10 protein-coding genes and 1 other annotated feature are annotated in these 12,569 nt (G+C 37.6%); of the genes, 6 read left to right on the top strand and 4 right to left on the bottom strand.

Annotation, left to right across the window (positions count from 1 at the left end):
• Positions 1 to 76 precede the first annotated feature (76 nt).
• Positions 77 to 829, top strand: a complete 753-nt coding sequence (locus tag MHB51_RS08280; RefSeq protein ID WP_066165161.1) for a prolyl oligopeptidase family serine peptidase — start codon at positions 77 to 79, stop codon at positions 827 to 829.
• 55 nt (positions 830 to 884) lie between these two features.
• Positions 885 to 1,193 carry a metal-sulfur cluster assembly factor gene (locus tag MHB51_RS08275; RefSeq protein ID WP_066165213.1) on the top strand — a complete coding sequence of 103 codons (309 nt, stop codon included), beginning with the start codon at positions 885 to 887 and terminating at the stop codon, positions 1,191 to 1,193.
• Between the two features lie 527 nt (positions 1,194 to 1,720).
• On the opposite strand, the gene MHB51_RS08270 is transcribed toward MHB51_RS08275, so the two are convergent.
• Entirely contained in the window at positions 1,721 to 2,413 is a 693-nt protein-coding gene (locus tag MHB51_RS08270) for a Crp/Fnr family transcriptional regulator (protein WP_342559364.1), read from the bottom strand.
• A 275-nt stretch (positions 2,414 to 2,688) separates the two neighbouring features.
• Between MHB51_RS08270 and MHB51_RS08265 the strand changes: the two genes are divergently transcribed.
• Entirely contained in the window at positions 2,689 to 4,809 is a 2,121-nt protein-coding gene (locus MHB51_RS08265) for an AAA family ATPase (RefSeq protein ID WP_107942153.1), read from the top strand.
• Positions 4,810 to 4,867: 58 nt separating this feature from the next.
• On the opposite strand, the gene MHB51_RS08260 is transcribed toward MHB51_RS08265, so the two are convergent.
• On the bottom strand, positions 4,868 to 5,059 hold the full coding sequence (locus MHB51_RS08260) for a YjzD family protein (protein WP_066165167.1): 192 nt from the start codon (positions 5,057 to 5,059) through the stop codon (positions 4,868 to 4,870).
• Positions 5,060 to 5,266: 207 nt separating this feature from the next.
• Between MHB51_RS08260 and MHB51_RS08255 the strand changes: the two genes are divergently transcribed.
• Entirely contained in the window at positions 5,267 to 6,205 is a 939-nt protein-coding gene (locus MHB51_RS08255) for a beta-ketoacyl-ACP synthase III (RefSeq protein WP_066165170.1), read from the top strand.
• 19 nt (positions 6,206 to 6,224) lie between these two features.
• Positions 6,225 to 7,463, top strand: a complete 1,239-nt coding sequence (gene fabF, locus MHB51_RS08250) for a beta-ketoacyl-ACP synthase II (protein WP_066165173.1) — start codon at positions 6,225 to 6,227, stop codon at positions 7,461 to 7,463.
• 975 nt (positions 7,464 to 8,438) lie between these two features.
• Here the strand turns inward: fabF and MHB51_RS08245 are convergent.
• Positions 8,439 to 8,567, bottom strand: a complete 129-nt coding sequence (locus MHB51_RS08245) for a hypothetical protein (RefSeq protein ID WP_342559363.1) — start codon at positions 8,565 to 8,567, stop codon at positions 8,439 to 8,441.
• Positions 8,568 to 9,841: 1,274 nt separating this feature from the next.
• Positions 9,842 to 10,831: a tryptophan--tRNA ligase gene (gene trpS / locus MHB51_RS08240; protein WP_342559362.1), complete on the bottom strand. Its 990-nt coding sequence runs from the start codon at positions 10,829 to 10,831 to the stop codon at positions 9,842 to 9,844.
• Between the two features lie 59 nt (positions 10,832 to 10,890).
• Positions 10,891 to 11,209 (bottom strand) — a binding site (T-box leader).
• 551 nt (positions 11,210 to 11,760) lie between these two features.
• Here trpS and spxA point away from each other — a divergent pair.
• Positions 11,761 to 12,159, top strand: a complete 399-nt coding sequence (gene spxA / locus MHB51_RS08235) for a transcriptional regulator SpxA (RefSeq protein ID WP_066166148.1) — start codon at positions 11,761 to 11,763, stop codon at positions 12,157 to 12,159.
• The last annotated feature ends 410 nt before the right edge of the window (positions 12,160 to 12,569 follow it).

The following is a 12,569-nucleotide window of genomic DNA, read 5'->3' as shown; positions in this document are numbered from 1 at the left end:
TATACGTCAAAGTTTTGTCATATCATTCAATTTTTGTTACTCTTAGTATAGAGATATTTCGTAGGAGTGAGAATTAGTGATTGTACAACGTGAAGTATGGGAGCACATACCGTTATTACATGTGCATACGTCCGAAATGACTGTTGAAAGTCCGACAGTTATTTTTATTCATGGTTTCGGCAGTGGGAAGGAGCATAACTTACATTTTGCCTATCAGTTAGTAGAAAAAGGTGTCCGAGTAATTTTGCCAGATGCATATTTACATGGTGAGCGTGCCGAGCCTAATACAACGAAAGAGCAGCTAGAGCCAATATTTTGGGAAATTGTTATGCGAGCAGTAGGGGAAGTAGAAATCCTCTATAAAAATCTCCAAGATAAAGGTTTGTTAACAACGAAGGCAATAGGTATTGCAGGGACCTCAATGGGAGGAATTACGACTGTAGGATGCTTAAGCAAATATGACTGGATACAAACAGCGGGGATTTGCATGGGAGCAACGAGCTATCCAAAATTTGCGCAGCATCAGCTTGCTCAGTTTGAAAAGGCAGGTATTGAATTACCTTTTACCGAGCAGCAGCTTGCAGAGACAATGGCAATGCTAGATGCCTATGATTTAGAAAACAAGGCGAATATTTTACAGCAAGTGCCAACGTTTTTTTGGCATGGCAAAGAAGACAAAGTTGTCCCATTTGAGATGAGTTATCCATATTTTGAAAAGCACGGGGAAAATTCGCGTTCTGCATACATGATTGATGAAAAAGCGGGGCATGTTGTATCAAGAGCAGGTATGCTTGCTGTAACAGACTGGCTAGCACAGCATTTGGCATAAGCATGGAGTTCTGCTATCATTAAATATAACATAGAAAGGAGTGTTAAAAATGGCAATTGACCAAGATATGAAAGATAGTATGTATGGCGCTTTGGAAAACGTAATTGATCCCGAGTTAGGAATTGATATTGTTAACTTAGGCTTAGTATATGATGTAGATTTAGATGAAGAAGGTTTAGCGACAGTAACGATGACATTAACTTCAATGGGTTGCCCACTTGGCCCTGTTATTGTAGACCAAGTAAAAACGGCTTTAGGTGAGCTACCTGAAGTAAAGGATACAGAAGTAAATATTGTATGGACACCAGCGTGGTCAAAAGATATGATGTCACGCTATGCGAAGATGGCATTAGGCGTTCGCTAAAGGAAAAAAGAGTACTCCAAAAGCCGTACGTAGCCGACTTTTGGAGCGCTAGCGATAGTGTTTTGTCAAGGAATTTACTTGAAAAAAATGGCAAATTATTCTTTGAAAATAGAAAAACACATGTTTTAGGGGATATTCTCCTGGATGAAAATGGAGATTGAATTTTTGTTACACAAGCAAGTCGGGGCTGTCTGAAAAGACAGCCCCGTTTTTTAAAGGTTATTTTAGGAAAAAGTCAGTGTTTTCTCATTTTAAAGAGGGTCCTCTCAATTTTAATGAGCAAACATTTTACCAAAACACCACCCCGCCAGAAGTTGTCCGAAAAGTCCATTTTGTTTTGACACTGCATTGAAATCAATGTTTTCTTCGCTTCCCTTTTACTGAAGGAGTACACTGCTAAAGCCAATGTTCATCCCATTTTTAATAGAGGCGTTCTCTGTTGATACGAAACTACATTTTGCGAAACATCATCGCTACTGTCCAAAATGCCGGCTATGCACGGCTTTTTGGACAGCTCCCCCCACGCTTTAATCGATTCGGCAAATTGTTAAGGGACAATTTTCGCAATTAATTTCATTTTTTAAAAAAGGCAAGTCATGTACTGTAATATGACCTTTATGGAAGGAAATAATCTGATGTTTTTTCAAATCATTAAGCATGCGGTTAATCAGCTCTCGGCTTGTGGCGCAAAGATTAGCTAGTTCTGTATTTGTTAAAGCAAAATTAATAAAAATTGAACCATCCTCTTGTTTTTGACCATACGTATTTGTTAATCGAATTAATGTGGAATAGAGTGCCCCTTTTTTTCCGTGAAGCATTAAATCACGTAAGCGACTTTGGTGTTTCATTATTTCAATTTGTGCCCACTGCAAATATTCCATCATTAATTTAGGACGCTCTGTTAATAATAATTCAAATGTGTGGTGTGAAAGTGATAATAGCGTAGCCGTTTCTAGCGCTCTAGCATTTACCATATGGTAATTCAATTGGCAAAACGGGGAGCTCTCACCAATTAGTACATCATTACCACAAATACGCAATGTTATTTCTTTGCCCTGTTCTGTTTCTTTACTAAGTTGGATAACGCCCTTTTTAATAAGAAAAATGTTTTCGGCTTTTTCTCCTTCTTGGAAGAGTTGGTGACCTTTATCTATTTTTATTAACGAACCATGTTCTATAAAAAGTTGAAAAATTTCTGCAGGTACTGTTTGAAAAGACATGTAAATACATTCCTTTCTTACGTAATCTAAAAGCTAAGATAAACGTTTTTCAAAATTGATTAAGGTTATAATAACATAATATGTATAAGGAAAATACAGCTTCTTCATTAATTTACTCGAAATTAATAGTTCTTGGAGCATTTTTTTGCAAACTAAATTTCAATATTTTATAATTCAATTAGTCAGTAAAGGTCAAATTGTTTTGATTTCCAAAAAACAATGACAAAAGTGGGTACTTGAGTTTGCCTAAAAAAATTGGTTTGGAGGGATATTTTATGCAATTTAAACAAACTGAAGATAATCGTCCCCCTTTAGAGCAATTTGGACGTAACTTAATTGAAGAAGTGAAAAAGGGGAAAATGGACCCTGTTATCGGGCGAGATGAGGAAATTCGCAATGTAATACGTATTTTAACGCGCAAAACAAAAAACAATCCGGTGTTAATCGGTGAGCCTGGTGTAGGAAAAACGGCCATTGTCGAAGGATTGGCGCAGCGCATTGTGCGTCAGGATGTTCCTGAAGGATTAAAGGAGGCTCAGCTTTACGAGCTTGATATGAGTGCATTAATTGCAGGGGCAAGCTATCGTGGTCAATTTGAGGAACGCTTAAAGGCTGTGCTAAAGCAAGTAAAAGATTCAGAAGGACGCATCATTTTATTTATTGATGAAATTCATACAATTGTCGGAGCAGGCAAGACGGACGGCGCAATGGATGCGGGCAATATGTTGAAACCGATGCTAGCACGCGGTGAGCTACATTGTATCGGTGCAACGACATTAGATGAATATCGCATGTATATTGAGAAAGACCCTGCATTAGAGCGTCGCTTTCAGCAGGTTTTAGTGCGTGAGCCATCCATTCAAGATACGGTATCAATTTTACGTGGCTTGAAGGAGAGCTTTGAGCTACATCATGCTGTGCGCATTCATGACCGTGCCATTATAGCGGCAGCGGAATTATCAAATCGTTATATTACTGAGCGCTTTTTACCAGATAAAGCAATTGATTTGATTGATGAGGCGTGTGCGATGATTCGGACAGAAATCGATTCAATGCCACAGGAGCTAGATACAATTAAACGTCGCTTAATGCAGCTTGAAATTGAAGAGCAAGCATTACAAAAGGAAAAGGACGAGGCGAGTAAAAAGCGTCTTGAAGCATTGCGCAACGATATTAAGGCGTTAAAAGAATCGTCAAATGAGATGATGAAGCAATGGGAGGCTGAAAAGGCCGATTTGCAATTAATTCAGCAAAAGCGTGAGCAGCTCGGGAAATACCGTCGTGCATTAGAAGAAGCAGAAAGCAAGTATGACCTAAATCAAGCGGCTGAACTTCGCCATGGTAAAATACCAACATTGGAAAAGGAGCTAGCTACGCTTGAAGTATCTTTAAACGGTGAAGAGGCACGCTTATTACGTGAGGAAGTGACAGCGGATGAAATTGCCTCCATTGTTGCACGTTGGACAGGCATTCCTGTAACGAAGCTTGTAGAAGGAGAACGCGAAAAGCTACTGCGTTTAAAGGACGTTTTACATGAGCGTGTCGTAGGGCAAGATAATGCGGTAACACTTGTATCAGAGGCAGTATGGCGTGCGCGTGCGGGCATTAAAGACCCAACAAAGCCAATTGGCTCATTTTTATTTTTAGGTCCGACAGGTGTAGGGAAAACAGAGTTAGCAAAAGCTTTAGCTGCACAATTATTTGACTCAGAGGACCATTTTATTCGCATTGATATGAGTGAGTATATGGAAAAGCATAGCGTTTCACGGCTGGTTGGGGCACCTCCAGGCTATATTGGCTATGAGGAAGGGGGACAGCTAACAGAGGCGGTTCGTCGCAATCCATATGCAGTTGTATTGTTGGATGAAATTGAAAAGGCACATCCAGACGTAGCAAATATTTTATTACAGGCTCTAGATGATGGGCGTATTACAGATAGCCAAGGACGCAATGTCAACTTTAGTAATACGGTCATTATTATGACATCGAATATTGGTTCAAGTTATTTGCTTGAGGCGAATGAGCAGACAGAGCAGCTTGTCACGGCAGCACTTCGTCAGCATTTTAAGCCAGAGCTACTGAATCGTGTTGACGATATTATTACTTTCCACGCATTAACAGATGAACATTTTTATGCAATCACTTGGAAATACGTTCGCCAGTTACAGGAACGAATTGCGGAGCAGGAAATTACAGTGAATGTGGATGAGGCGGTCGTTCATTGGGCTGTCAAAGAGGGAGTTGATGCACAATTCGGTGCTCGTCCATTAAAACGCTTTGTACAGCGCCATATTGAAACAGCGGTGGCAAAGGCATTATTGCAAGGAGATGTATTGCCAGGAGACACATTAGAGGTAACACTTGAAAATAATGCAGTGCATATTGAAAAAAGTTAACTTAATCAAAAAATTGCCTGAAAAGTAGTGCATTAGCACACTTTTCAGGCAATTTCTTTTAATGACTATCAGCGTCTGCTATTGGGTCGTTTGGAATAATTGCAGAAATGATAAATACTAAAATACTTACTGCTACAGAAAGAATAGCTGCTAAACCGAAGTTAGGGTCTACACCTAAAATCGAGCTCACTACATAAGTTAACATTGATACTAGTAGGAATGACCAAATAAATGTCATGATGTATTGCATTTGATTCACCTCTATTTAGACTTTGTATATCGTTTTCATTAAATCACATCTTTAATATAATACCACACGTTAGGTAAAAATAAAATTACTGTTTTTAAACAATTGTGAAGGTTGTTTGAAAAAGAATTTCTTGCGATTCAAAAAATTGTTGGCTATAATTAGTACCAAGTATTAATAATTAGTGTTAACCAAGAAAGGGGCCGCTATATGAATGCAGGTATTATCGGCGTTGGAAAATACGTACCGGAAAAAGTAGTAACGAATGAGGATTTAGAGAAAATTTTAGATACAAGTGATGAGTGGATTCGTACGCGTACAGGTATTGAAGCACGTAGAATTGCGGCTGACAATGAAGAAACATCAGATATGGCATATAAGGCAGCTGTTGCGGCGATAACAAATGCAGGTATTCAGGCTGAGGAAATTGGTTTAATTTTGGTAGCAACAGTGACGCCGGATCAAGCATTTCCAACTGTAGCATGTCAAATACAGGAGGCGCTTGGCGCTAAAAATGCAGCAGCTATGGATATATCTGCGGCTTGCGCAGGCTTTATGTATGGTTTAATTACGGCAAAGCAATTTGTTGAAAGTGGTAGCTATGACAATGTGCTCGTTGTCGGTGTTGAAAAGCTTTCAAAAATTATTGATTGGCAAGATCGCAATACGGCTGTATTATTTGGTGATGGCGCAAGTGCGGCTATTGTATCAAAAGTATCTGAAGGACGCGGAATTTTATCGTTTGAGCTAGGAGCAGACGGCACAGGTGGTAAGTACTTATGTCTAGATCAAAACAAGGCGATTGCAATGAATGGGCGCGAAGTATTCAAATTTGCTGTACGTCAAATGGGTGAATCAGCAATGAATGTTGTGGAAAAAGCAGGTTATCGTAAAGAGGACGTAGACTATTTAATTCCGCATCAGGCGAATATTCGCATTATGGAGGCTGCTCGTGAGCGTTTAGGCTTACCAGAAGAAAAGATGTCAAAAACAATTCATAAATATGGTAATACATCAGCAGCATCTATCGGCATTTCATTAGTCGATGATTTAGAAGAAGGCAAAATTAAGAACGATGATTTAATCGTATTAGTTGGATTTGGTGGCGGTCTAACATGGGGCGCTGTCACACTACGTTGGGGAAGATAATACTAGAGGGGGAAGAGACATGACAAAACGTAGAGTAGTAGTAACAGGAATTGGAGCAGTAACACCGCTTGGAGCGACTGCCGAAGCAACATGGGATGCCATTAAAGCAGGTAAGTCGGGTATTGGTCCATTAACACGTGTAGATGCAGAGAAATTTACCGCGAAAGTAGCAGCAGAAGTGAAAGAATTTGATATTGAACAATTTGTAGAGCGTAAAGAAGCTCGTAAAATGGATCGCTTTACACAATATGCAGTTGCAGCATCTATGATGGCGACAAAGGATGCAAACCTAAATATTACTGAGGATATGGCACCGCGTGTAGGTGTTTGGATTGGCTCTGGTATCGGTGGTATGGAAACATACGAGCAACAATTTTTAACGTTCCAAGAGCGTGGAGCACGCCGCGTAAGCCCATTCTTTATTCCGATGCTTATTCCAGATATGGCTTCAGGTCAAGTATCGATTTATTTAGGGGCTAAAGGTCCAAACTCATGCTCTGTAACAGCTTGTGCCTCTGGTACGAACTCTATCGGTGACGCATTCAAAGTAATTGAGCGTGGGGATGCAGATGTAATGATTTCTGGGGGAGCAGAGGCGCCGATTGTTAATTTAGCAATTGCTGGTTTCACAGCAAATACAGCATTGACGACAAATGCTGACCCAAAGACGGCAAGCCGCCCATTTGATAAGGAGCGTGATGGCTTCGTTATCGGTGAAGGTGCAGGTATTGTGATTTTAGAAGAGTTAGAGCACGCTTTAGCACGTGGTGCAAAAATTTATGGTGAAGTAGTCGGTTATGGCACGACAGGTGATGCACATCATATTACAGCGCCAGCGCCAGAGGGTGAAGGGGCTGCGCGTGCAATGCAGCAAGCAATAAATGACGCAGGTGTTGAGCCGAATGTAGTTGGTTATATTAATGCACACGGTACAAGTACACCATACAATGATTTGTTTGAAACACAGGCAGTAAAAACGGTATTCGGCGAGCATGCCTATAAACTAGCAATGAGCTCAACGAAATCGATGACAGGTCATTTATTAGGTGCTGCTGGTGGAGTGGAAGCCATTTTTACGGTGCTAGCATTACATGAAGGAATTTTACCACCGACAATTAATTTACACACACCAGACCCAGCGTGTGACTTAGATTATGTACCGAACGAAGCGAGGGAAGCTTCTGTTGAGTACGCATTAAGTAATTCACTTGGCTTCGGTGGCCATAATGCATGTTTATTATTCAAAAAGTATAATTAGGGACGCTGGAGCTGTCCAAAAAGCCGTGCATAGCCGGCATTTTGGACAGTAGCGATGATGTTTCATAAAATGTTGATTCATATAAACAGAAAATTCCCCTTTCAAAAATGTGGTGAACATTGGCTTTAGCAGTGTACCCCTTCAGTAAAAGGAAAGCGATGAAAACATTGATTTCAACGCAGTGTCAAAACAAAATGGACTTTTCAGTCAACTTCAGTGGTGTTGATGTTTTTAAAGAAAATTAGCTCAGGTGTAGAATGGTGCTAGAATTTTTTTGGGTGGAGGAGTACTATCACTTGAGTGTTATGTGGTACCTCCCCCTACACAAAATCAAAATTACATTTTGAACAAAGTGGATAAAAAGAATGGAGAGTAGTTTCCTGAGCTCTTTAATTACCAATTAACACCAAATTTACTTGAATTATAATCATATTATGTTCAGCGTATAGAATACACCTACTACTTTTAAAAACATAGATCTAGCACCATACAACCTGGATTAAAAGAAGTTTCTAGAAGTTTCTTTTTTTATTAAACGGTTACTTAGAGCCTAATTTGCTTATTTCGAAAAATATTGATAGCGCTCGACAAATCGTCTATTTTTAGGCGAGCGTTTTCACAGCAGCATGCATAGTGATGATGTTTATGGAAAAGGACATGCAATCGTTCAAACTATTTTGGACATGGCAATGATGCACTTTTATCATCCGCTGTTGGCAAGCAGGAGACGGCTGAGTCTGCCTTTGTAATTTAATAGAATTAGCCACATCCGTCTCAAGTGCTTGAATTTTCGTAATTTATATCCCTTTTAATCCTGAAATATTCATATCAAAATTTTTACTTCACAAATCATCTTTTTATTGCTTGCTTCTCATCAATTTAATTATATATAATAATGATTATGTCCCTTTTTTATATGTAATCATTTAAATAGCCTAGTATATGAAAAGTCTCATATACTAGGCTATTCGTTCATTATAGATAAGGATGTTTATAAAGATCTTCGCAAGCTTTAGAACCACACTGTGGTGCAGCATAAATAGCTGTGGCTGGCCCAAATGCCATTAAAGCTACGAGCATTAAGATAGATAATTTCTTTTTCATATATAAAAATCTCCCTCCTTTATTATATTAATCATTATAACATTTGGAATATTCTATTTTAAATGGTAGTATAGTCTAAAAAATAAGATGAATTTCTATGTATTTCGACAAAAAATTTGAATAAAGAAAATGAAAATTAAATCTATTATAATGGAGGAACGAAAAACAGAACTATAATTCAATAAATTAATTAAAAGTATGCTTATACAAAATTTTCCTAAATCACTTAAGTGTTAATGAAAGTGAAGTGTATGTAATGTCAAATGGAGAAGGTTTGTTTGAAGCTATGTTTGACTTCTTACGAATAACTAAACACAATGATAATTGTATTAAGCATAGTGAAAAGTGGAGTAATCAAGAATACTATACCGAATTATGTAAAGAAATTTCTTATTCTTCTTTATGTTATGCTCTTTGAAAATATGAATTGGAGTTGGAGGAAGAAGGATTGGTACCTGTAGGTTAAATATTGTTGTGTTTTATCTAACTAAGAAATAGATTAATATAATATTAAAAGATGTGCTGTGAATTAATAAGTAATAATTTTTGAATACGTATGGACATTCTACTCTGTGAAAATTAGTAAGAAAAAGCTGTACCACCTAAATTTTTATATCATGGAAGTTCGATAGATTTTATAAATTTTATTAGTGAAAAGGGTTGTTGCCAGCATCTAGATAATATTCCAGTTTATTGGAATGTGTCGAAATTGGTTCTATAGTTGAAAAGTATAAGGCTATAGAACCAATAATCTTAATTATCAATACTGAAGAATCACGAAAAAGTGGGGTTAAACTTTATTTAGGAAATGAAAAAGGATGAAAGTCTGATTATATACTTACTGGATTTATTTCAATTAAAGATTTTAAAAATGGTGAAATTATCAAATAAAAAGAGTCAGCAGTCATATTTTCTATGGCTACTGAATTTTTTATTTTGTACTATTTTCAAAATAACTGTAGATTATTTCAACGGGTATAATTATTTAAAAGTAACACCGACAGTGTCGAGTAAATTGGTAATTGTACGGACTTGCTTAACCCCTTCTTGCATTCATGTTTTTTCTTTTGCTTTCATATTTCTGTAAGGAAAGGATGGTGTTATCGTACGCTTTGTTTTGTTTTTGTTTTGCTACGGTATTAGTGTCGTATCCATTAGCAATTGCATTTTGTATTTAAACTATCGAACGCTCGGCTACTCATGGTCGGCAGTATGGAACTTTTTACTTGGTACATACGAGCTTTATATAGCTATCGCTTCACTTTGCGTGCTATTTATCGTCGTTTTCGACCTAAACCCATGGCGTTCTCCATTTTCTTAAGTGTTTTAGAGGCGATGGCATTCGCTTTTTCTGCTCCAGCATCTAAAATATCGTCTAATTCAGGAGAATCAATCAATGCGTAGTAACGTTCTTGAATTGGCGTTAAATGCTCAATTACAGCAACAGCTACACCTGCTTTAAAATCACCGTAGCCTTTGCTTTCATATTTTTTCTCTAGATCAGCAATTGAAATGCCAGATAAAGCAGATTCAATTGTTAGTAAATTGGACACACCTGGTTTATTTTCGACATCGAATTTCACAATACCATCAGAGTCTGTTACGGCGGATTTGATTTTCTTTTCAATTTCCTTTGGCGTATCCAACACGCGAATTGTCGCTTTCGTATTCGGGTCGGACTTGCTCATTTTTTTCGTTGGCTCCTGCAACGATTTAATGCGCGCGCCTTCTTTCGGCAATTGAATATCAGGAATCGTTAAAATCTCGTTGTAACGCTTATTAAAGCGTTCTGCTAAGTCACGTGTTAATTCGATATGCTGCTTTTGGTCTTCACCAACCGGCACAATATTTGTATTATAAAGCAAAATATCTGCTGCCATTAATGGCGGATACGTTAATAATGCAGCAGATACTGACTCTTTTCCACTCGATTTATCTTTGAATTGTGTCATGCGCTCTAGCTCCCCGATAGATGCCACACATTGAAGCATCCATGCTGCCTGTGCATGTGCAGGAACTTCAGATTGAATAAATAAAATGGATTTTTCTGGGTCGATACCAACAGCAATATACATCGCTGCAAGACTTCGAATACTTTTGCGTAGCTCTAATCGCTCCTGCGGCACTGTAATGGCATGCTGGTCAACGATGCAGTAAATTGCCTGGCCTTGGTTTTGTAAAGCAGGGAATTGTCTAATTGCCCCGATATAATTACCAAGCGTAATAGTACCTGTAGGCTGAACACCTGAAAAAATTGTTGTCATTAAAATTCCTCCTAATTATTAAATAAATACAAAAAACATCATGCATCCCTATTAAAAATAGTAGGGACGAATGATGTTCGGAATCCGCGGTACCACCCAGCTTGCCCAAAAATCTGAGCCACTTAACCTTCGTAACGTGAAGTATGCCGAGCTTTACTACTATGCCTCTAAATTTTTTCATGCTTGCTTGAAAAAATTATGGGGCTATCTCTACATTCAGCTACAAGTGAGTCATTGTCAGAAATGGCTGAACGATAAATTATTGTTCATAAAGCTAACTCAGAAGCCCATTCCGTTTGTATGATGGTCTGTTTGCACCAACCACAGACTCTCTAAACATCAAAGCTCAAACGTACTCTTCTTCTTCATTGTTTTTAGTTGTATCTATTATGACTGAAATTATAGTATAGATGTATAAAAAAATGCAATACCTTTGTATAAAGTAAATTTAAAAAGGTTAATCTTATTGTAATGCAAGGGAACTTTTTGAAGAATGGGGCGGTCTGAAAAGAAAAGGGTTTTTGGGGCAATGGAAGTATAACCTTTGTCTATTCTTTTACATTTGAAAGAAAATGCTAAAACCTTTTTAATGAAACGTCTAAAAACAGTGCCATAGCTCATCATTAGGGCACCCGCAAGTGAAATTTTTCTCGATTATTTATAACTAATTGAGAAAAAACAGTCAAACGCATGTTTTGTTGTAACACAGCTTGGGTATAAACATACTGTTATAAATAATCATTCATACACTAGTCATAGTTGTTATTAGTTAAATCCTATTATTTTTTAAAATAGAAGGGTTTTTTATTGACATCCTATATTCAAAGTAAGTCAAATAGTGTATAATAACCGTAGCACTTAAATTAAATTAATTCTAAATTAAGAATTCAATAATATAGTTGATTCCAAAATGAAAGGATGTGTTACAAATGAGAGTTACTTTGTTTACATCGCCAAGCTGTACATCTTGCCGTAAAGCAAAGGCTTGGCTTGAAGAACATGATATCCCTTATACAGAGCGTAATATTTTTTCCGAGCCTTTAACGATTAGTGAAATTAAAGAAATTTTACGCATGACGGAAGATGGAACAGATGAGATTATTTCAACTCGCTCGAAGATTTTCCAAAAGTTAAATGTAGATGTAGAAAATTTACCGTTACAAAGATTGTACGAGCTTATTCAAGAATATCCGGGGCTACTACGTCGTCCAATTATTTTAGATGAGAAGCGTTTACAGGTCGGTTATAATGAAGATGAGATTCGACGTTTTTTACCACGTGGTGTTCGTGCATTCCAATTGCAAGAAGCACAAAGAATGGTCGATTAATGATGGGACTGTAGAGGCAGGAGTTTTCTGTTGAATCAAGATAAAGTGAAACTTCAATCGGTGGGGGTTTTCCTCATCCCCCATTGATTGTTAGTTGAACCAATCGGGCTTTTACGGGCAGTAGAACTCCCACTTATCCTTAAGCCGACTTTCACTTAAGTCTTGAAGTGGGTGTTCTACTGCCTGTTAATGCGGGATAAAAGGTTTTAGCTGTCTGGAAAGTATTATCTTTCTAGGCAGCATCTTTTTTGTTTCACAATTTACTTGGACTTGCCTTGCTATTGAGAAAATAGTACAATGTAATCTCAATATTCTAATAATTTCAGGGCTAATTTTCAGTAATTTTAACGTTTTTGGTGTTTTTCCTTTTCATTTTTTACGGGAACATCATACAATAGAGTTATAGAAAA

It is taken from the genome of Metasolibacillus sp. FSL K6-0083, from assembly GCF_038630865.1.
Classification (GTDB): domain Bacteria; phylum Bacillota; class Bacilli; order Bacillales_A; family Planococcaceae; genus Metasolibacillus; species Metasolibacillus fluoroglycofenilyticus.
This window is presented reverse-complemented; position numbering and strand designations above follow the sequence as displayed.

Coding starts and splice junctions, on each gene's coding strand:
- MHB51_RS08270 (WP_342559364.1), bottom strand. CDS start 2,413: ATGTCTTTTCAAACAGTACCTGCAGAAATTTTTCAACTTTTTATAGAA.
- MHB51_RS08265 (WP_107942153.1), top strand. CDS start 2,689: ATGCAATTTAAACAAACTGAAGATAATCGTCCCCCTTTAGAGCAATTT.
- MHB51_RS08260 (WP_066165167.1), bottom strand. CDS start 5,059: ATGCAATACATCATGACATTTATTTGGTCATTCCTACTAGTATCAATG.
- MHB51_RS08255 (WP_066165170.1), top strand. CDS start 5,267: ATGAATGCAGGTATTATCGGCGTTGGAAAATACGTACCGGAAAAAGTA.
- fabF (WP_066165173.1), top strand. CDS start 6,225: ATGACAAAACGTAGAGTAGTAGTAACAGGAATTGGAGCAGTAACACCG.
- MHB51_RS08245 (WP_342559363.1), bottom strand. CDS start 8,567: ATGAAAAAGAAATTATCTATCTTAATGCTCGTAGCTTTAATGGCATTT.
- trpS (WP_342559362.1), bottom strand. CDS start 10,831: ATGACAACAATTTTTTCAGGTGTTCAGCCTACAGGTACTATTACGCTT.
- spxA (WP_066166148.1), top strand. CDS start 11,761: ATGAGAGTTACTTTGTTTACATCGCCAAGCTGTACATCTTGCCGTAAA.